Annotated in this window: 18 protein-coding genes and 13 tRNA genes; 4 read left to right on the forward strand and 27 right to left on the reverse strand. The window is 60.1% G+C overall.

Annotated features, from left to right (window positions below):
* Positions 1 to 4: 4 nt before the first annotated feature.
* The 13 genes from VIM61_02410 to VIM61_02470 form a co-directional block, all read right to left on the reverse strand.
* A tRNA-Val gene (locus VIM61_02410) sits at positions 5 to 78 on the reverse strand.
* Positions 79 to 108: 30 nt separating this feature from the next.
* Positions 109 to 184, reverse strand: a tRNA-Gln gene (locus VIM61_02415).
* A gap of 254 nt (positions 185 to 438) precedes the next feature.
* Positions 439 to 514 (reverse strand) — tRNA-His (locus tag VIM61_02420).
* A gap of 10 nt (positions 515 to 524) precedes the next feature.
* Positions 525 to 601, reverse strand: a tRNA-Arg gene (locus VIM61_02425).
* A 4-nt stretch (positions 602 to 605) separates the two neighbouring features.
* Positions 606 to 679, reverse strand: a tRNA-Gly gene (locus VIM61_02430).
* 9 nt (positions 680 to 688) lie between these two features.
* A tRNA-Phe gene (locus tag VIM61_02435) sits at positions 689 to 763 on the reverse strand.
* 3 nt (positions 764 to 766) lie between these two features.
* Positions 767 to 840 (reverse strand) — tRNA-Ile (locus tag VIM61_02440).
* Positions 841 to 1,006: 166 nt separating this feature from the next.
* Positions 1,007 to 1,095 (reverse strand) — tRNA-Ser (locus VIM61_02445).
* An 87-nt stretch (positions 1,096 to 1,182) separates the two neighbouring features.
* Positions 1,183 to 1,255: transfer RNA gene (locus tag VIM61_02450), tRNA-Arg, on the reverse strand.
* A gap of 107 nt (positions 1,256 to 1,362) precedes the next feature.
* Positions 1,363 to 1,439 (reverse strand) — tRNA-Asp (locus VIM61_02455).
* Positions 1,440 to 1,545: 106 nt separating this feature from the next.
* A tRNA-Ala gene (locus VIM61_02460) sits at positions 1,546 to 1,620 on the reverse strand.
* Between the two features lie 9 nt (positions 1,621 to 1,629).
* A tRNA-Ile gene (locus VIM61_02465) sits at positions 1,630 to 1,702 on the reverse strand.
* A gap of 94 nt (positions 1,703 to 1,796) precedes the next feature.
* Positions 1,797 to 1,870, reverse strand: a tRNA-Gly gene (locus VIM61_02470).
* An 802-nt stretch (positions 1,871 to 2,672) separates the two neighbouring features.
* Here VIM61_02470 and VIM61_02475 point away from each other — a divergent pair.
* Positions 2,673 to 3,356 (forward strand): phytanoyl-CoA dioxygenase family protein, encoded by a 684-nt coding sequence (locus tag VIM61_02475; protein ID HEY8899248.1) that lies wholly within the window; start codon positions 2,673 to 2,675, stop codon positions 3,354 to 3,356.
* 26 nt (positions 3,357 to 3,382) lie between these two features.
* Here VIM61_02475 and VIM61_02480 read toward each other — a convergent pair whose 3' ends face one another.
* Positions 3,383 to 3,970, reverse strand: a complete 588-nt coding sequence (locus VIM61_02480) for a zeta toxin family protein (protein HEY8899249.1) — start codon at positions 3,968 to 3,970, stop codon at positions 3,383 to 3,385.
* Positions 3,967 to 4,335 carry a hypothetical protein gene (locus tag VIM61_02485; GenBank protein HEY8899250.1) on the reverse strand — a complete coding sequence of 123 codons (369 nt, stop codon included), beginning with the start codon at positions 4,333 to 4,335 and terminating at the stop codon, positions 3,967 to 3,969. The genes VIM61_02480 and VIM61_02485 overlap by 4 nt, the downstream gene beginning before the upstream one ends.
* 666 nt (positions 4,336 to 5,001) lie before the next feature.
* Here VIM61_02485 and VIM61_02490 point away from each other — a divergent pair.
* On the forward strand, positions 5,002 to 5,337 hold the full coding sequence (locus VIM61_02490; protein ID HEY8899251.1) for a hypothetical protein: 336 nt from the start codon (positions 5,002 to 5,004) through the stop codon (positions 5,335 to 5,337).
* Between the two features lie 66 nt (positions 5,338 to 5,403).
* Here the strand turns inward: VIM61_02490 and VIM61_02495 are convergent, their stop codons facing one another.
* The 9 genes from VIM61_02495 to VIM61_02535 all read right to left on the reverse strand — a co-directional run bounded on the left by VIM61_02495 (position 5,404) and on the right by VIM61_02535 (position 14,249).
* On the reverse strand, positions 5,404 to 6,135 hold the full coding sequence (locus VIM61_02495; protein HEY8899252.1) for a hypothetical protein: 732 nt from the start codon (positions 6,133 to 6,135) through the stop codon (positions 5,404 to 5,406).
* Positions 6,136 to 6,182: 47 nt separating this feature from the next.
* Positions 6,183 to 7,172, reverse strand: coding sequence for a hypothetical protein (locus VIM61_02500; protein ID HEY8899253.1), 990 nt, complete (start codon positions 7,170 to 7,172; stop codon positions 6,183 to 6,185).
* A gap of 131 nt (positions 7,173 to 7,303) precedes the next feature.
* Complete coding sequence (locus VIM61_02505; GenBank protein ID HEY8899254.1) at positions 7,304 to 7,564, reverse strand: helix-turn-helix domain-containing protein; 261 nt, start codon at positions 7,562 to 7,564, stop codon at positions 7,304 to 7,306.
* 71 nt (positions 7,565 to 7,635) lie between these two features.
* The gene (locus VIM61_02510; protein ID HEY8899255.1) at positions 7,636 to 8,811 is read right to left on the reverse strand and encodes a tyrosine-type recombinase/integrase; all 1,176 of its coding nucleotides are present in this window, start codon (positions 8,809 to 8,811) and stop codon (positions 7,636 to 7,638) included.
* A 348-nt stretch (positions 8,812 to 9,159) separates the two neighbouring features.
* The gene (locus VIM61_02515; protein ID HEY8899256.1) at positions 9,160 to 10,593 is read right to left on the reverse strand and encodes a DUF1254 domain-containing protein; all 1,434 of its coding nucleotides are present in this window, start codon (positions 10,591 to 10,593) and stop codon (positions 9,160 to 9,162) included.
* 62 nt (positions 10,594 to 10,655) lie between these two features.
* Positions 10,656 to 11,417, reverse strand: coding sequence for a hypothetical protein (locus VIM61_02520; protein HEY8899257.1), 762 nt, complete (start codon positions 11,415 to 11,417; stop codon positions 10,656 to 10,658).
* On the reverse strand, positions 11,414 to 11,752 hold the full coding sequence (locus VIM61_02525) for a response regulator (GenBank protein HEY8899258.1): 339 nt from the start codon (positions 11,750 to 11,752) through the stop codon (positions 11,414 to 11,416). The genes VIM61_02520 and VIM61_02525 overlap by 4 nt, the downstream gene beginning before the upstream one ends.
* A gap of 83 nt (positions 11,753 to 11,835) precedes the next feature.
* Positions 11,836 to 12,432: a response regulator gene (locus VIM61_02530; GenBank protein ID HEY8899259.1), complete on the reverse strand. Its 597-nt coding sequence runs from the start codon at positions 12,430 to 12,432 to the stop codon at positions 11,836 to 11,838.
* Positions 12,429 to 14,249 carry an ATP-binding protein gene (locus VIM61_02535; protein ID HEY8899260.1) on the reverse strand — a complete coding sequence of 607 codons (1,821 nt, stop codon included), beginning with the start codon at positions 14,247 to 14,249 and terminating at the stop codon, positions 12,429 to 12,431. Before VIM61_02535 ends, VIM61_02530 begins: the two co-directional genes overlap by 4 nt.
* A gap of 187 nt (positions 14,250 to 14,436) precedes the next feature.
* Between VIM61_02535 and VIM61_02540 the strand changes: the two genes are divergently transcribed.
* Complete coding sequence (locus VIM61_02540) at positions 14,437 to 16,035, forward strand: hypothetical protein (GenBank protein HEY8899261.1); 1,599 nt, start codon at positions 14,437 to 14,439, stop codon at positions 16,033 to 16,035.
* A 15-nt stretch (positions 16,036 to 16,050) separates the two neighbouring features.
* On the forward strand, positions 16,051 to 17,433 hold the full coding sequence (locus VIM61_02545) for a family 1 glycosylhydrolase (protein HEY8899262.1): 1,383 nt from the start codon (positions 16,051 to 16,053) through the stop codon (positions 17,431 to 17,433).
* Between the two features lie 69 nt (positions 17,434 to 17,502).
* Here the strand turns inward: VIM61_02545 and VIM61_02550 are convergent, their stop codons facing one another.
* The 3 genes from VIM61_02550 to VIM61_02560 all read right to left on the reverse strand — a co-directional run bounded on the left by VIM61_02550 (position 17,503) and on the right by VIM61_02560 (position 19,442).
* Positions 17,503 to 18,060 carry a molybdenum cofactor guanylyltransferase gene (locus tag VIM61_02550; protein HEY8899263.1) on the reverse strand — a complete coding sequence of 186 codons (558 nt, stop codon included), beginning with the start codon at positions 18,058 to 18,060 and terminating at the stop codon, positions 17,503 to 17,505.
* The gene (locus VIM61_02555; protein ID HEY8899264.1) at positions 18,057 to 18,518 is read right to left on the reverse strand and encodes a molybdenum cofactor biosysynthesis protein; all 462 of its coding nucleotides are present in this window, start codon (positions 18,516 to 18,518) and stop codon (positions 18,057 to 18,059) included. The genes VIM61_02550 and VIM61_02555 overlap by 4 nt, the downstream gene beginning before the upstream one ends.
* An 84-nt stretch (positions 18,519 to 18,602) precedes the next feature.
* Complete coding sequence (locus VIM61_02560) at positions 18,603 to 19,442, reverse strand: formate/nitrite transporter family protein (protein ID HEY8899265.1); 840 nt, start codon at positions 19,440 to 19,442, stop codon at positions 18,603 to 18,605.
* Between the last annotated feature and the right edge of the window lie 50 nt (positions 19,443 to 19,492).

Raw genomic sequence — 19,492 nt, forward strand, 5'->3', positions numbered from 1 at the left:
GAAATGGTGCGCCGGGACGGTTCCGCCCCGCCTTCTCCGCAATGTCGGTGCAGCGATCTGCTATTGATCTACCGGCGCGCCTCGTTCGAATGATGTCGAACAAAGCAATGGCTGCCCCAGATGGATTCGCACCATCAACCGCCCGATCCAAAGTCGGGTGCTCTGCTAGTTGAGCTACAGGGCAAATGGATCCAGCTGCCGGTGCCGCCCCGGCCTAAACTCGTTTACAAGACGAGTGCATAAGCTGCTCTGCCAAGCTGGAATCAAAGTGGTGGGCCGCCACGGTGCCGCCCCGTGCTCTGCGGTTTAAGAGACCGCTGCATCGCTGCAATGCTTGCAACCCAAAGACTGAAAAATGGACGCACACCCCGGACTCGCACCGGGTATCTCGGTTTTGCAGACCGACGGTTCGACGACTTTACCTTGTGTGCGAAAAAATGGTCAGGAGCGTGGGATTTGCACCCACCCCGCAGGCTTCACAGGCCCGAATGCTCACTCGCTACACTATCTCCTGAATCTAAAAGTGGTGCTCCCGCGAGGACTCGCACCTCGAACCTCCGCCTTCGCAAGGCGGCGTGCAGAACTCTTACACCTCGGGAGCAAAATGGTGCGCCATGTCGGAGTTGCGCCGACACCGTGTCTTTGGAAGAGACGCATGCTGCTGTTACACCAATGACGCGATCGAAAATGGTGGCTGCGTCCGGAATCGCGCCGGACTCTCCTCGTCTTCAGCGAGGCGCTAATCTTTCTCAGCTACACAGCCGTGTGGTCCCTCCGCACGGTATCGCGCCGTGGTCTCCCGGTTATCAGCCGGGTGCTCTGCTTTTGAGCTACGGAGGAATGTAAAAATGGTCGCCCGACGAGGTAATGCTCCCCGGTCCGCCGGATGTAAGCCGGCCGCTCTGCTTTTGAGCTATCGGGCGAAAATGGCGTCCGCACCCGGTAACGCTCCGGGGCTTCTTGGTTGAGAACCAAGCGTGCTGCTATTGCACCATGCGGACAGAAATGGCGGAGCGCCAAGGACTCGAACCCTGGACGCCTTTTGAAGGCGCTACTGTTTTCAAGACAGCTTCCTCGACCGACCGGACGCGCTCCGTTGAAAAATGGCTCCTCCCCTTGGCATCGCACCAAGCTCACACCGCTTAACAGGCGGGCCGCACACTCTGTGCGTTGAGAGGAATTTGCTCCCGGCAGGAATTGCACCTGCGTTTCTCCGATTAGAAGACGGATGCCTGATCTGCTCGGCCACGGAAGCGGAAGTTGGTCGCGCGCCCCGGTGCTGCCCCGGGTGTCTCCTCGTCCCAAGCGAGGCGGGTTCGCTGTCTCCCTCGCGCGCGAAAAATGAATTGTCGTGTTGGAAAATGGCGGCCTGTGCGGGCATTGCTCCCGCGACCTTCCGCTCGACAGGCGGTTGCTCTTCGTAGCTGAGCTAACAGACCGAAATGGTGGGTTGTGTCGGTAACGCTCCGACGCTGGTCCGACTGGACTACCGCTTTACAGGCGGCTCGCGATCTTTACGCGGCTACCAACCCGGTTGATGTTAAATGGTGGACCGCCACGGCTTTGCACCGTGCTCTCCTGCTTGCAAGGCAGGCGACCTCCTGAATGATCGAGCGGCCCATTGAAAAATGGCGGGGACGGGAGTCGAACCCGTTCATCGGCGGCTTATGAGGCCGCTGCCTTCCCACTTGGCTACCCCGCGGTTGAAAATGGCACGACGTCTCGGTGCTGCCCCGAGCCCGCGGAGTTTTGGAGACTCTGCTGCGCATGCTGGCGCCCGCCGTGTTGTTGAAAATTGGTGCGGTCAGCCGGAATTGCACCGGCATCGCCTGATTGGCAACCAGGCATCCTGCTCTTGGACGATGACCGCAATGAGCGGCGCGAGCAGAAGTGCCCGCGCCGCTTACGACAAAAAAGAACAAACACCGCTGCCCTCGTTGGTTGAAGACACCCACTGGATTTCTCGGTGGATCTTTCGGTGTTTCAGGCACACCTCCCGCAAAGCCTTCGGACTGTAAAAAAGGTCCGGATGCGGGATCGGATTGAGGCAGGCGACATCTGAAAGTCCGCTTGGGGCAGTTGACACAACCCGGCGGTTCAATAACCTCGTGAGAGGTTACTATCAGAGAGGCGGCTAGCCCTGTGTTGGTATCCGATCCGGTCTCGTCTTCAGTTACAGCTGAGGGCGAGACCATTTTTTCGCACCCGAAGGTGGTTCAAATTTTTAAGCCATTCGTTGGTTGTCGTTGTTGGTTGTTGGAAAAAGAAAAAACCCTGCTGGCTGTGGCCAAGCAGGGTTCGGAAAAAGCGCTAAAATTTGTGCGTAATTCGATTACCTGCTCGGCTCCCGGGTATTGGGTTCGTCGCTACGAAGGCTCGTAAAGGACATGCCTCCATCGAGGCACACAATACCGGTATAGGACGGCGTTATCGCCGACCGTAGCCATGTATGTTTTTGTGCTCTCGTGTTCATTGGAATCGAAGGTAAGCAACGCCTATGACACGCCTCGTTTGAAGTCAACACAATCTTCTGAGCGAAAAGCGTGATTGGCTGGGAAAGCTCATGAAATCGAGCTCTGCGGGCGATGAAAATTTTTAATCGGCGTGAAATCGGCAAAAGAAAATCACATCGATTCTCGACAAAAATGCCGCAACATCGGGATTCTTGATGCATGACCACAGCATCGCTGGCGCAATTGGAAGAGGAGGGTTGGGACCTCGTGCCGGCACAACTTTCCGACGCCAATCTCGACGCGCTGCGCGACTCGGTTTTCGTCGCGGACGCCGCAGGCGCGCGCTGCCTGCTCGATCATCCGCTCGTCGCCGAAACCGCCCGCATTTTGCTGCGGCAACTTGCGGCGAAATTCCTCGTTTTGGCGGATGCCGTCGCCATCCAGGCGATCGCTTTCGACAAGACCGCGGCGACCAATTGGAAGGTCGCGTGGCATCAAGATTTGATGTTCCCATTCGCACGGCGCGTCACGGCGCCAGGCTACGACTTGCCAACGGTGAAGGACGGCATCGACCACGCGCGGCCACCGTGCGAAGTGCTCGAGAATCTCCTCGCGGTGCGTCTGCATCTTGATCACTGCGGCGAGTGCAACGGACCGCTCCGCGTCTCGCCCGGAAGTCATCGCGCCGGAGTCCTTCGCGGCGCCGACATTTTGAGTCGGGTGGCCGCGTGCGGCCAGATCACTTGTGTGGCCAGGCGGGGAGAGGCGCTGCTTATGAAACCCCTCACACTCCATGCGTCCTCGCAGGCGACGGAACCCGGCCATCGCCGCGTGCTTCACTTCGTGTGCTACTGCGGTCCGGTCACAGCGGAGCCCTGGCATCGGGCGATCGGGATCAATTGATCGTCATCGCCGTTTGGCAACGGCTTCTATTTGGACTTTGGCAGCAACCGCTTGAACCAAAGCGGGAGAGGAGATTCCAGTTGAACCGCCTTGCCGGCTTCAAACCGGGCAAGCTGTCGATACGGGGCGCGCAGGCCGCTGTTGTCGTAGACCAACACATGCTCCAAGGAATCGATGGCGCGTTTGAGATTTTCGAGCGTGCGCGGAAACCGGCTTTTGATTTTGTCGGTCGGCACATCGTGACCACCTTGCGACACACGCATGGCGACTCGCGTGTCGGAGATTCTAGCATCGGACAGGCCGATAAAGCACATCACGACGGTATGCCCTTTCGCCTGCCAGCGAGCCATGCTCGCTACCTTCTCTCCGACTGGATCCGAGAGCACCGTTTCAAAGACAAAGCTCTCTCCTCGCACGATTAATTCCTCTCGAATCCTTGCGGCGATTTTTGCTGCCGCATAGGCGTCGATCTCGAGTTCTCGAGAGATCTCGTCGGCGTTGACGAAACGCAGTCCCGCCGGAGCAAGGAATGCCTCGTAGAATGTGGACTTTCCCGCGCCGTTGGAGCCGCAAAGCGCGACGACGATGGGACGACCTTCTGGCAGCGCGATCACTTCGCCGGCACGAATTGCCGATTTACAAAGCGTCCACGTGTCTTGCGCCCTTTCGCATCAGTCCGAATAAGCACGCCTGCATCCTTGGGATCGGGCTCGTAGTGCGGATAAGGCCGATCCACGAGAACCTGCTTGAGGCGCTTTTGGCCGGCACGCGTGGATACTGCAGAGAGGCAATCGCCGAGCGACTGGGCGGCACTCTTCTTCCGAAGCCGCAGCACATCGTCAAAGCGCAGAAGCGGCTCGATGGCTTTGCCCAACCCCGCCCAAAATTCGATCTGGCTCGCGATCGAGCGCTCCGCAATCTCCGAACTCAAGCGAGCGTCGAGAATCAGAGCATCGGAGAGTTTGACGGGTTGTCCCATAAATGAATTGGTAGCATTATGCTACCCGGAGGTCAACCGGCCCGAACCCAGAGCGGCTGAACACGCGTGTCTGCCTCGGGCATCTCCTTCTTCTCTCTTCGAGCCAGGTGTCCCTGGCTCTCGTCGAAAACCAAAAAAGCTTTGTGTTGATTGTCCTCCGATAGAAGACGGCGCGATCGGCCAGGTGCGTGCGAGGCTTCGCGCATGCAGTTTAAACAACTCGAGAGATCACGACCCGAGAGTTTGGCTTTTGGTGCTGGAGTTGATCGCACAGACCTCGCCAACGCGATCCTCGTCGCTTCTCATACAGTCGAAAGTCGTAACTTACTCTGTCGCTCGTCTACCGGGAACGCTCTTACGCTCCCCAAAATACCCCTTGTCCCGGCGGAAATGCCGCCGGAAAACCTTTTCAGCCATGATCTATCTACCGTCCATCCGCTGCCGGAATTCCTTCCGGGAGCGCGGCAAGTGCCAACCCTCGATCGCTCGCAGCATCGGGGACGCGCTGCCGCGTTCTGCAGTGACCATGCATTGCGGCGTCAGGAATGCTGACAGGGCCTCACGTCACGATATTGAAGCTGCGCACTTGGGGACGTTACTGGTTCTCCGCCGCTGTCGATGTCGACCACACGATCACGCATAAGCCGTGACAGACAACTGGCCGGCGTGGATGCCCGCGAGGCCAAACGCCGCTGGGAAAAGAACCTTCCGGTGACCCTCAAGCAGATGGCCGCCGCGCTGGAGCTGGGCTACACGGTCGTCCGTGGCTGGGCGCGCATGCCCGGGTTCCCGATGCTCAAAGGATTGCTCTTCCCGAGGATGTTCGAGCGGTGGCTCGAATCTAGTTTTTCTCAAAACTCCGGAACAGCGCCGGCGCTTCCCGCACATCGTCCGCTCCAAGCCGTTGATAAAACCAGTGAATCGTCGTGCTCGCATGGTTCACGAGGCGCATTGCCGAAGCTGGCGGCACGCATTTATGAACTGGCCGGGTTACGAAGGTGACGCGCGGGCGAAGAGGAAAGGGTAGCCCTTGGTCCGTTTGATTGACGATCGACCTTGAGGTCTTGCTCATCCCGCCGGCAGACGAAAGTAAGTCTGGATGGCTGCGCGCAGGCTGGCTGGCTGGAGATTCGCGCCGAACATAGCTTCCAGAGAGGCGATGATGGCTGGCCATTCCGCAGAGCCCAGGGAAAAGGATTCGAGAAAGCTCGTGAGGTCGGCAGCAACGGATGCGGCCAACTCCGGTCCTGTCCCACCTGGGAGAGTGGCCGCGAGGCGGAAGACATCTGCGCGGTGCTTTTTGATATTTTGCGAATCAACCTGTTCTCCCGCCTCCCTGGCCTTCGTTAAATTGAGCCAGGCATGAGCCTTCAGGGGAATGAGTGAGGTGGCATTGGCGACCCACAAACCGTCACGCTCGTCGTGATGGGCTCGGATGAGGTCGAAATAGACGTCATCCAGCAAGATGGCGGAGAGACTATGGCGCCCCAAGCCAGCGTTAACGGAGATGTATTTTTGTCCGTCACTCAGCTCGATCCCTTCCGGCTTCCTGCCGCTCAACTCAAGTTTGGCAGGGAAGCCTTCTCGAGCGGGATTGGCAAAGCGGTAGAGGATGGGAACACCATCGCTGCGCTCGCTGATTTCATATCCGCCCTCTGTCACAAAGGCCCGCATGGCGGCAATAAACTCGGGGGAGGCATCATCCATCATGAGGACGAGGTCGAGATCGCTGGTCGCGCGAAAGGTCAGCCCATTTGTCGTAAACCACTCATCGCAGGCCGCTCCACCGATCAGGGTCATCGAACCTTGAAAGGGACGAAACCGTTCCCGAAAAAGATCCAGACCTCTTACCACGGAACTACCTCCATGAGTCGCTCGAGTTGCTGCTGGACGCGCTCATCCGCGTCGTATCGCAGGCTCAGATAGAGTGAGAGAGGATCGACGGTCCCATGAGATGCCAGAAGCTTCGGCTCGTAAGACCACACCTCCATCTTCGCCGTCGCCTCATCGGAATCCCGACACCCAATTAAAATGCCCTGTTCCAGATACGACTCGAACATCCTGGGGCCAAATGCGTAGGTGGGAAGACGATCGTCGGCGAGCGCGGTGTGCCGGCTGAGGGCACTGATCCCAGAAAGCAGTGCGGGATACCCCGGCTCGCGCGTCCATCGAACCCAGCGAGTCTTTTTAACCGGAGAAACCATGCGATCTCGGGCGAGATTCCACAGCGCCCGATTCTCGGCGGGAAACTTCAGGGCTATCGAACGCCCGATCCGTTCTACTTCGCAGATTCCACTGTTCTCCAATTCATCCTTCACCTTGCTGAGCATCATCGCGGAGCAGTGCAGCTTTTCAGCGATCTCCTTCAGGGGAAGGCCGCTCAAGGACTCTCGCTCCAGATGGTAGAGAACAGTGAGCTGGGCGGTCGGACTGGGCGAGGTGCGCCCCTTATGAACAGGTTTCGGAAACCGCTCTCGAAGGTCCACCAGCGCACTTGGAAGAAAGGCCTGGGTCCCCGGCACGATGAAGGGAATTCCTTTTTGGACCATCCGGCTTCTCGCATTGGAGGGCAGCGACGTCAGGACGAAGACGACAGGGGCATTCAAGAGTGGCCGAAGGATTTCCGCCTGCTTTTCGTATTCTGCGGGAGAACCCGCCTCCCAAGACTCGCCCTCCTCGGCAAGGCACCACTCTTTTCCAAACAGTTCGACCGAAGAAAAGGTGAATCGGTTTCGAAGAAAGAGTGGAAGACGCGCCACGTCAACTGGCTGTAGGTGAGGGCTCTCTCCTGAGAGCGTCTCCAGATAGCTTTTCAGTTGGGTCGCAGAAAGCAGCACGTCGATAAACTAGCTCAGGACGATAAATAACTCAAGTTTATTGTCCGATGTGAGTTTATTTATAGGAGCGCTTTGGGATCCCCTCTGAAATGAGATTGTTGACGAAGACGCGCAGCGGCTCATGCAGATGCTTATGCCCCACCGAAGAGATTTTCCATTTCCTGCGCAGACCCCTTGGAGCGCGGGGCGATTTGGAATTCCAGATCGAGGGCAGAGAGAACGGTCAGGAGTGTGTCCAGACGCACGCCGGGGTTACCCGTTTCGATGAGCGAGATGGTCGCTTGGCGCAGTCCCGTTTTTTCCGCGAGTTCATTCTGGCTGAGCGCTTGGCGTTTGCGGAGGCGGTGAATCAAATTGCCAATTTGCTTCGGAGTCCTGGCCAGTTCATTCATGAATGTTATATACGCTGTAGCGTATAACACATATTTATACGATCTAGCGTATAGAAAAGCGCTGGCATCGTCTAGTTTCTCGTAAAATCCGGGAACAGCACCGGCATATCACGCACATCATCGACCCCGAGCCGTTGGTAAATGCGATGAATCGTCGTGCTCGCATGGTTCACGAGGCGCATTGCCGAAGCAAGCGGCACGCGTTTACGGGCCAACCGGGTGACGAAGGTGACCCGCAGGCAGTGAAAGCACAGATGATCCAGATCCAGCGAATGGAAAAAGTGCTGCCACGCGCGAGACGGTTGAAACGGCCATGCCACTTCGACGGGTGGTCGATTAACAAATTCTTCCAGCAGCGGGCGGATCGCTGGCGGGATCGGGATGGAGAAATTGCGCTTCTTGCCGCCCTTCGGCTCGAGGAAAGTGAGGACGTCGGTCTCGAAGTCGCAGTAGAGGCGTTTCTGCCGAGTATCCTGCAGACGGCAGCCCGTGTGCATGCTGATGAGGAACGAATACCGCATCCATGCCTTTTCCGGCGGCAATAGATCGAGCGCTGGCAGGATGACTCGAAATTCCCGATCGGTGATTTCCGGTTTTTCGTCGGGATCGTCCTTGATCAACTTCAGCTTCACGAGCGGGTTGGCGGAGCACAATTTCCGACGCGTGGCCTCCTCCATAATCTGCGAGAAGGTTTTGACCTCGTAAATCGCGGTATTCCGGCAGGCCTTTTTTCCCGTCTTCTTCTTCCAGTTGGTCCGCCACGCGATGTAACGGTGCGCGTGGGCATATTCGACTTGCTCGGGAAAGCGAAGTCCTTCGTGCGCCAAAAACAGACTGATCCAGGTCCACCGATTCCGGTAGCAACGCCGGGTATTCGCGTTGCGCGCGCAGTTCGCGAGATATTCCTCCACGAATTCCCAGCCGCCGCGATGTTTCGACGAGGCATGTTCCAGTTGCCCAGCGTCGAGATTGGCTTTTAAAATCCGCGCCTCGGCCGTCTGCCGCGCATCGCTGTGCAGCAATCCTGTCGAGCGATGACGCCATGCACCATCCTTGTCCTGGAAGTGAACATACCAGAATTTCGAACCAGGTTTTTTATAGAGAGAAGCCATGACTGCACCAAGGAAAAGTGGACTGCACCAACTGCACCAAACTAGTAGACCACGGGGGATGCTTCCTCTGTAAAGTGCGCCACGGAGCGCCACTAAAAACCACACCTCGCCAAACGAGGGTTCGATTCCCTTCACCCGCTCTCTTTTGACTGAGGAAACTCAGGATTTTTGATCATGAAAAAGGCCACGGGCGAATCCGTGGCCTTTCCGGTTTTTTGGGAATCGTATGGAATCTGCAGGTCCTATCGAAAGCGGGAACGGGAACCGTCGTTGTCGATGAGGTGCAGATGATTGCCGACCTCAACCGCGGCACAAATCTCGAATTCCTTCTGACGGTGCTGGCCGTGTGGCTGAAACACGGTGCCCGCGCGCAATTTATCGCACTATCCGCGGTCATCGGCTCTACGCACGGATTACCGTCTGGATTGGCGGGCTGCCTTCCGACTGGGGCGAAGGCAGCCTGCGAAGTTTGGAGAGCCTGACCTATTCCACAGCCTTGACCTGCGGGATCTTCCAAGTGCCGTCGATAATCGAGGGCGCCTCTTCCTTCGGCCAATACATGCGGAGCATGAGGATGAATTTGTCCTTGGGCGCGGGCAGCCAGTTCGACTCCTTGTCGGCGCCGGGACTCTCGTTCTGGAAGTAGAGGTCGACGGAACCGTCGGCGTTCGCCTTCAGATCCTGACGCGCGCTGATGCTGTAGCGGTTGAGCGGGTTCGCGACGAAGAAGTAAGCCGCGTCATACATCGTGATCGACCAGAAACCGTTCACGGGCGGGAGCTGGCCCTTGGGGAAGTGCATCACGTATTTCTTCGCGCCGTCGTAGGAGCCAAGGATCGTGGGGCCTTCGGAGGTCGGATAAACGGCGTCCTGCGGGCGGTTCGCGCCAAGGCCGATGGCAGTGATGAGGGCGCGCTGGAGGTAGCTCGTGCCGTAGAGGCCGGTCTTGGTGGTGAACACCCAGCCGTGCGTGAGCGTCATGTCTCCGGTCAGGATGCCCTCTTTCATGTGCGCCATGATTTTCTCGTTGGCGACTTTTGGCACGAGGTCGAAGGCTTCCTTCGCGACGGGGCCGAGCTTGCTGCCGTCGAATGGCTGGCCGGGCACGATGCCGAGCTTCGCCATCTTCTTCAACATGGGGGCGTCTGCCGCCGCCGGCGGGTTGTCCTTCATCAGTTTCGCGAGAAGGGTGAAGTAGTCATTGACGCTGAGGGCGTTCACCTGGTCGCGCACGGCGGTCTTCATGTCGATGGAGGCGTCGATGGTGGCGGCTGGTGGCGTGTAGGGGCGGCCGTAGGCGCTGAGCGGCACGACGGAAATCTCGTCCTGCATTTTGTGGACGGCGGCGTAGTCCTCGGGGGTGCCGGTGCAATAGATGCGGCCGAGGAGCCAGACGATATTCGTCGGAGATTTGTATTCGACGACGCCCTTTGGCAGCTCTCCCTTCCAGCCGGGGCCGGTGATCGCGTAAGTCTGTGCGCCGGTGCCGGTGGTGCGCTTTCCGGGCACCTGGAAGACGTTCGTCCAGCCGTCGAGCATCGGGAAGAGGTAATAGCGGTTGTCCGCGTCGGGCAGGCTGAGCACCCACGGCTCCTTGCCGACGTCGAGCCAGGCCGTGGTGTAGAGCGTATCGGCGTTCGGCGCGGTGACGTCGCGGAACGCCGCGTTCGGATATTCGCGCATGCGCACGAACTGGCCCATCGGCGCGCGCGTGCCCTCTGGCTCTGCGACGTTGGTCATGATACGCCGCGTCATCTCCATGGTCACGAGTGGGTAGCCGTAGATGTAGGCCTCGACGCCAGCGGGGACGGCTTCCAAAGCGTTCTCTTTGGCGAGGACGGTGCTGGAGGGGATCAGGAGGGCCGCTGCGGCGAGGACGGCGGCCCGTCGCAGAACGGGATGAGGGCGGGTTTTCATTGGTGCGCTTTTATCGCGTGCCGGCCGAGCGCGATATTGGACCTTGGTCCAATGGCGCTGAACTATTGCCCCAGATGTTGCAGGGCGTTGCGCAGCGGTGTGCTGGAAACCTTGATGAATCCGTCGAACGGCTGGTTCAGCTCGAGCACGAGAAAAATGGCCGCGGAGATGGCGCAGGCGCCGATGAGAAGGACCGCATGGGCGGTGGGATTCTGCGGAGAAAACAGTCCGAAGCTGACGAAAAGCAGCACGAGCCAGAAAACAAGAATGGCCAGCAGCGCGGGCGGGAGCTGGCTGTGCGTCTCCTCGATCAAGAGCCAACGGGACTGGGTCAGGCTGAAGGCAAGCTGCTGCGCCTGGGTCAGAATCGTGCGCTGCACGTCGGTTTTCGGCGTCACTTCGGAGAGGGCGTCCTGAACGGTCTCCATTCCCTTGCCGCGTTCGAGCGCCGACAGGCCTGGCACGCCCGTTTTCTCCGCGGGCCAGACCGTCTCGATGCCGGTCGCCACGGTGCGTTTCAATTGCTCACGCACCGCTGCGGTCTCCGGTCCGTAACGGGCCAGCGTGCGGTCGAGAAAAATCACGTTTGCGCCGCCCTGCACGATGCCCGAGTTGATGGCGTCGAAGGAGCTTTTTGCCGAACTCACGAGCAGCCCGAGCACCAGCGCCGTGAGCGTGGCGATCGTTCCTGCGCTCAGCTTCACGAGATCCTGCATCTCCTTGCTGAGATGATGGCTGGGCAGCAGGCGCTGCAGGCCCATACCGAGAAGTGCGCCCGCAAAAACGGCGCCGGCGCTCATCAAGCCAATGGTGATCGGACTCACGTTGTCGAAGTGGCGGTGATGATTGCGCCGATCAGTTCATGATCGGCGATCGGTTTGCGAAGGAAAGCGCGCGCCGGGTTTGCCTGAACTCGCGCTTCGAGTGAGTCATGACCGGTCATGACAACAACCGGGCAGCAGTCGGAAAGCAGTTCCATGATTTCAAATCCGGAAATGTTCGGCATGTGAAGGTCGAGCACGACGCAGTCGGGCCTTACCCGCTCCAAGGCCGTGAGCATTTCCAACCCGCTCGCATAGGTCACAGTCTCCATGCCAGCAGAGCGGAGCAATCTCTCGAGGGCGCGCCGCACCGACACCTCGTCGTCGACGATGGCCACGCGTAGCACAGGTCCTTGCATCATTCATCTATTAGCGCGCGAGGTCGCGGCGGGATATTGGACCATGGTCCAATGAAAATCCACTATCGGAGGCCGCGTTCCATCATGCGGACGAGATCGGCCACCGAGTGCGCGCCCATTTTTGCCATCACCCGCCCGCGATGCACCTTGATGGTCTTTTCGACGGTGCCGAGCTCCGCGGCGATTTGCTTGTTGAGCCGGCCGGCCGCCACGAGGTCGAGCACCTCTCGCTCGCGCGGCGTAAGGCTTGCGAGGCGGGTGAGGATCGCGTCGCGCTCGGCCTGAGATGCTCCGTCGGCGCGATCGGCGCTCAGTGCCCGGCGCACCGCTGCGAGCAGATCGGCATCGTTTATTGGCTTGGTCAGGAAGTCGGAGGCGCCGCGCTTCATGGCCTGCGCGCACATTGGCACGTCGGCGCGGCCGGTGAGAAAAATGATCGGCAGCGTGTTACCCGCTTCCTTCAGCGCCTGCTGCACTTCCAATCCGTTGCGACCCGGCATCGCCATATCGAGCACGACACACGCAGGCCTCGCCGCCCCGCAACCGGTGAGAAACTCTTCCGCCGAGGCAAACGCGACCACCTCAAAACCGTCAGAGCGCAGCAGCCGTCCCAGCGCCCGCCGCACCGGCCCCTCGTCATCGACGATGAACACCGTCATGCCGTCTCACCCTCCAGCGCCAGCACGAAGAAGAATTCCGCCCCGCCGTCCTCGTGGTCAAGCAGCTCCAGCCGGCTTCCGTGGGCAGCCAGAATGGAATTACAGACCGAAAGCCCGAGGCCCATTCCGTGAGGCTTCGTCGTAAAGAACGGTTCGAAGATTTTCCCTTTCACTTCGTCGGAAATTCCCGGCCCGTGGTCGCGCACGCCGATCCGCACGCCACCGGCCGACAAGCTCGTGCTGACGCGCAGGCGTCTCTTTGCGTTGTCCATTTCGGATATGGCGTCCACCGCGTTGAAGACAAGATTCAGCAAAACCTGCTGGAGCTGCACGCGATCTCCCCGCACGCGCGGCGCCGACTCGCACAAGTCGGCCGTGACGACGATCTGGCGATTGAGCACGTCGCTGCGCACGAGGCGCAACGTGTCGTTCACGGGTGCGTTCACATCGAGCGGAACGCGCTGAATCTCCTCTTTGCGAAAAAGGGCGCGCAGGGAGCGGATCACTTCTCCCGCGCGCTGGTCGGCATCGACAATGTCCCGGAGAATCTCCGTGATCTCGCTGCGATCAAAGTCTGGCCGATCGAGGAATCGCAGCGCCGCCTGCGCGTTGCTCAGGATGGCCGTGAGCGGTTGGTTGAGTTCGTGGGCGAGCGAGCCCGAGAGTTCGCCGAGCATCGCGACGCGAGAGAGATGCGTCAGCTCGGCGCGCCGTTCATGAACTTCGTTCTCGGCGTTCTTCCGTTCGGTGACGTCCACCGACACGCCGTGCGCAAGGCGGAGGGCACCCCGGTCTCCGGCCTCGAAGCGGCCGTGCGAAGAAATCCACCGCACGCGAGCATCGGGGAGGACGATGCGATATTCCAAATCGTAGGTGTTATCGGATCGGGAAGTCGTCCTGAGAATCTGCTGAACCGCCGCCCGGTCATCGGGATGCACACGCATTAGCACATCCTCGAACGTCACCACCTCTGTCTTTTCGAATCCGAAAAGGCGGCGCCAGGTGTCAGACGCCCAGATCGCTCCCCCTGTCGGATCGCGAGTCCATACGCCAAACTTCGCCGCCTCGGCCGCGAGCATGAGGCGTTGTTCGCCTTCTCGCAGATCCGTGGTCAGCCGCTCGGCACGCAGGATGTCGCGTCCCAGCTCGAAACCCATCACGACCGCGACCCCGGCAAAGAAGAGACTGATGATGATCGGCGCCGTAATGATTCCCCAAAGCGTAAGGATCGCGGTGGCAGATGCCGCGACGACGAAGAAAACAATGGCGCCGCCAGCGGTGATTGCTCGCAGGCGTTCGCCGCGTTTCCACACCTGAATGCTCGCGTCGACGACGAAGACGATCAGCAGCACCAGAGCAAGCTGGGCAAGAAGCATCCATGGATTGCGGTCGCCGGTTCCCACGACGACCGGTTCCCCCAGGAACGTCATGTGATGCAAGGACGTGACGTGGCGGAAATTCAGATTTTCTCCGGTCGTGAAGTCGCAAACGAGTGCAACCGCCCGCAGAATGCAAACGGACCATGCAAGGGAAGGCTGACCGGCGCGCAGATAGGTGCGCACGAAGAAGACCATGGATACGATCGCCAGAAAGGATGGGACCTGATACCAGCGCGCGATCTCGCCCCACTGCGCGGGCGTCTTGGATTGCATCAATGCCAGGTCACCGAGCGCCATCAGGGCGGTGCCCAGAGCCATCAAGGCGAACCAACCGTTTGCAACGAGGTGACGGCGGGAAAGCCACACCATCCCGTAGATGATTCCGAGCATCGCCGACACCGCGAAGGCCATCGACCAGAGCGCCGTGACCCCGTTCATACCGCTCTCCAGAATGCTCGCCCTCGCCTCTTGGTGGAATGAGGCCCCGTCTCAAACTGACCCTTGATCATCGATTCCGGCAAACTCCCTACAATCTGGCCTGACAGGCGTCGAGCTTTCACTCCCTGAGCGGGATTGGACCAAGGTCCAATAGGCAGACCGAGCGACTCGTCGCTAGATCATACCGATGGTGCGCCGCCTTTTTTTCGCTCTGATCCTGTTCGCCGTGGGCGCAGTCCCCGCGTTCGCGGGAGTCCCAACGGCTTCCTCGCCGCACGATTTCCAGGTCGATCCTTACACTCCCGTGCGCGGCAGCACATTCGAGGTTGTGCCCGGAAAGAAATCCCCTTGGTCATTTACCCTCGAGCCCTACGGCTGGCTGCCCGGGCTGACTGGCGACGTCGGCGTAAAAGGTTTGCCCCTATCCCATGTCGACTTCAGCCCGAAAACTCTCCTCTCCAATCTCCAATGGGGCGCGTTCCTCAAAGGCGAAGCCCGTTATGGCCGTTGGGGGCTCATGGGCGATGGATTCTTCGTCGACATCCAGGCTGATGCCGACCCCTCCGGCCCGCTTTACCAGAGCGCAAATCTCACCGTGCAACAGGGCCTCGCCCAGCTTGCCCTCGCTTATCGCGTGTGGGAGGACTATCGCGGCTTCGTCGACCTCTACGTCGGAGCGCGTTATAATTATCTCGGTGTCAATCTCGACTCCGATCTCGACGAGAGCGGCATCAATACTGTTGGCGAAGATGCGAGTCAGCGTATATCCACCCGAGTGAAAGCTGCGACGAATGACTTCGTTTCCTCTCGCGCCGCCGCGATTTCGCAGCAGGTGAGTGCCGCGACGGAAAACCTGCGCGCCGCCGCTCAGCCGCAATTGAACGCCCTCCAACGCGAGATCGATCAAGCGATCCAGAACCGTAAGACGGCCGACATTGCCCGGCTCCAGATGGCGCAAGCCAGATTGCTGGACAAAGTTTCGGCTGGCATCGAGGCGGGCCAGCAGCAGATCGATGCCCTGCGTTTGCAGGCGCAGGACGATGTGAAGAAAACCGCCACCGATGCGCTCGTGCGGCGATGGGCCGACGTGCCGCGCGAAGTTCGCAAGATCGAGGACAGGCGTGAGCTCGCAAGGATCTTCAGTCCGGTTCATCGAGAGTTCGTCTCGCTTGTCCAGGCGCAGGCGCAGCAGCAGGTTGCCTCTGCGAAACAACAAGCCAGACAACTGCTCAACGATCAGGTTGTCGCGATCGCCACGCAGCGGGTCGATGCCGCGGAACAGGTCTTGAAGAAAAGCCTTCAGGCCGGAAGCAGGGAGGACAAAGCCGCTGCCCGGCGCCTCGTCGCGGCAGCCAATACGCGCCTCTCGAACGCGCAGGCCAAAAAGAACTCCGATGTCACTGCCGCGCGTGACGAAGCTGCCGCGGCGAAGAAAGCGGTCGCCCGGGCCGAGAAAAAACTCGCGAAGAAAATCTCCGATGAACTCGAAGACTCGCTGCCGACGAGCGCCGGCGGGAATGTGTGGTGGGTCGATCCCATCATCGGCGTTCGCGCCCAGGTCAATCTCACGCGCTGGCTCTTTCTTGCCACCCAGTGCGACGTCGGCGGTTTCGGCGCCGGTTCGCAGATCGCGTGGAACCTCAACGCGACGATTGGCGTCAACTGGACGCGTAACCTCTTTACCGAACTTGGCTACCGTTACTATTACGTCGATTACCAGAAGAGCGAACTCACTTACGAGATGGCCGAGGCGGGCCTCTTCATGGGTGTTGGCGTGAAATTCTAGCCGCGACTTTTTCTTATGAACTCCATCCGTATTCCATTCGCGCTCCTTGCGCTCACGGCGTTGCTCGGCGGCTGTGCCAACCCCATCAACCCGCTCGGGAAATTCGACCCGACGCCAAAGGCCCAGGGCATTTCGAAAGCAAAGCCGAACCAGAAATTCGCCTGGGGCATTTCGACCGCGAGCTATCAATACGAAGACCCCGCCGTGAAGTCCGGTGACAAAGATGATTTCTCGACGGACTGGGACGTGCTCGTTTCGCAGAAAAAGGCGCCGCCGCGCGGCAACGCGCTCTATAGCTGGAGCGACTTTGACAAGGACATCGCGGCGCTGAAAAAGATCAAGCCAACGCACTATCGCTTCAGCGTCGAATGGGCTCGGGTAGAGCCAAGGCCCGGCGTCTACAACGAGGCCGCCATTCGCGGCTACGTCGAGATGGCACGCAAGCTCAAGTCCATCGGCGTCGAGCCCGTCGTGTGTCTCTGGCACTTCACGTTCCCGGACTGGCTTTACGATCACAAGAACCCGGGCAACTCGAACTGGCTACACCCACTCGTCCGCTCACATTGGAACGCCTACGTTGCGAAAATGGTCACCGCGCTTGCGCCATATGTGACCTATTACGCGCCGCAGAACGAGCCGAACGGTCAAATTACCACGGCTTACATTGTCGCCCAGTGGCCGCCTGCGATGACGCTCGCCATTGGCCATTATTGGAAAGCCATCGATGCCAGCACGGCGATGTTTCGCGACTGCGCCGCCATCGTGAAGAAGATCAAGCCCTCGGCAAAGATCGTCAGTGTCGAGGCGCTCCCGTGGTGGCAACGCGCGCCGCTCGATCCGGGCGGCCTCATTTACAATACGATGATCCACGGCAACACGGATCACCTCGACCGTGTCTACGACGTCTGCGACATCCTCGGCATCAACTATTACTACTCGCAGGCGCCCGGCCCGATCTCGCTCCTCGCTGGCCCGTCCATGCGCGGCAAGCACTTCACGATGATGGGCTGGGACATCAACCCCGCAGGCCTCTACGACGAGATTGCCCGCGTCGCCAAGCGCTACGGCAAACCGATGATGATCACGGAGAACGGCATCGCCACGAAGAATGACGCCAAGCGCGAGTGGTATATGCAGAACCACCTCGCGGCCATCGGCCGGGCGATCCGCGACGGCTACGACGTGCGCGGTTACTTCGCCTGGTCGCTCGCCGACAACTACGAGTGGCACTGGGGCTACACGGCCACCTTCGGCCTCTCGCACATGGACCCCGCCACGAAGGACCGCGTGCTCAAGCCCTCGGCCACGTATTTCGCCGATACGATTCGCGCTCACGGTTCCGTTGGTTCGGTGACCACGATCAAGCCGCAATCTTCCTATCAACCAATGCCCAAGTGAGGCGATTGATTCCTCGTTCGCTTCAACGGTCGGCGGACGTCGGCGAATCGAGCAGAAGCTCTAGATTCTTCAGTCGGTCGGGGCGTTCAGGTTGCGAAAAAGCGAGAGGTCGTCTTCGGAGACGGGAACGATGCGCATCTGGCCCTCGGCGATGAGCTGGCGGAGAAGGCTCTGGAGTGATTTGTCCGGCAGCGCGAGATGCGCGCGGGCGGCAGGCAGGGCGGATCGCGGATAGACCGCACTCAGCGGCTGGAACAGGCCGTCGATCTCGGGAACGATGCCGCAGTCAGCGGTCGCCATTGCCGTCAGGCCGCGCAAATACGTGACGGACATCGCGGGAAGGTCGATGGCGAGGGCGAGGACGTTCGGGTGAGTCGCGGCTTCCAGCGCGGTGGCGAGGCCGCCGAGGGGGCCGTGATCTTTCACGACGTCTTCGGCCCAGCGAAAACCCGGCGGCAGCCATTCCGGTTGGGTGGGGGCGACGACGAGAAGGTCCTGGGCGAGCGACGCGAGGATGTCCGACTGGCGCTGCCACAGCGGGAGGCCATCGATCTCGAGCAGGCATTTGTCGCGGCCCATGCGGGTGGACTTTCCTCCGGAAAGCAGGGCGGCCGAGAGGAAAGTCATGAGGGGTCGACCCGGAGCGGGCCGGAGGTGAGAATGCGGGCGCGCAGGCCGCCGCGACCGCGGAGGAATTCCTCGGCGCCGGGGGCAAAGGCCTCGTCCATCCATGCGCACGGGCTGCACTCGGCCGCGCCGAGGAAGCGCACGCCCTGCACCTCGAACTCCTGGCCGACGAGGCTGTTGAGGTCGACATCCCGGGTAATGACGTTGCGTCGGTAGACGCTCGGCGGCTTGTCCGCGATGGCCATTGCCTCGCAGAGGGCATCGTGCACTTCGCCGGAGAAGAAAGTGATCTGGCCCGGGTAGTCGGCCTTGTGGTCGAAGAAGCGATCGCCGCGGAGGCCGCGTCCCGCGACGCATTCCGCGGTGGGCACCGCGACGACATCATGGGCGCCGGCGGGGCGTCCGTAATGGCCGAAGAAATTGTGGCCCGGTGAAAGGTAGATCGCGGTTATCTGCACGGGACAAGCTACGGCAAAAATCCCCGCCGCGCACAAGTTCTGCAACGTGGCGGGCGGGGATTCGGGTGCCAGGAAACGAGGCAGCTATTTGCTGCCGACAGGGATATTCGCGACCGGGACTTTCAAGCTGGCGCCGGTCTTCATGTGGGTGGAGTAGAGCGTGAGTCCGACGAAGGCGAGGCCGCCCACGAGATTGCCAATGACGGTCGGAATTTCGTTCCACAGGAAGTAGTCACCCCAGGTGAAATGGCCGCCGAGCAACAGGCCGGACGGGAAGAGGAACATGTTCACGATGGAGTGTTCGAAACCCATGTAGAAGAAGACCATGATGGGCATCCACATCGCGATGACCTTGCCGGACACGCTGGTGGACATCATGGCGGCGACGACGCCGGTGGAAACCATCCAGTTGCAGAGGACGCCGCGGATGAAGAGCGTGAGCATGCCGCCCCAGCCGTGAGCGGCGTAGCCGACCGTGCGGGATTCGCCAATGGTTCCGATCTTCTGGCCGACGACGTTCGGCGCCTCGGTGAAGCCGTAGGTGAAGACGATGGCCATCATCACGGCGACGGTGAAAGCGCCGGCGAAGTTGCCGAGGAAGACGAGCGTCCAGTTACGCATGACGCCGCCGACGGTGACGCCGGGACGTTTGTCGAGCAGGGCCAGCGGCACGAGCGTGAAGACGCCGGTGAGCAGGTCGAAGCCGAGGAGATACAACAGGCAGAAGCCGACCGGGAACAACACGGCGCCGGCGAGCGGTTGGCCCGTCTGGACGGTAATGGTCACGGCAAACGCCGCCGCTAGGGCCAGAATGGCGCCGGCCATGTAGGCGCGGATCAGCGTGTCGCGGGTCGACATGAAGACCTTCGATTCTCCGGCATCGACCATCTTTTTGACGAACTCAGAAGGAGCGAGATAGGACATGATTTGCTTTCGGTTGAGGTTGCGTGCGGGTTGCGTCGGGGGAGAGTGTT

The sequence above is a fragment of the Chthoniobacterales bacterium genome, assembly GCA_036569045.1.
Classification (GTDB): domain Bacteria; phylum Verrucomicrobiota; class Verrucomicrobiia; order Chthoniobacterales; family JAATET01; genus JAATET01.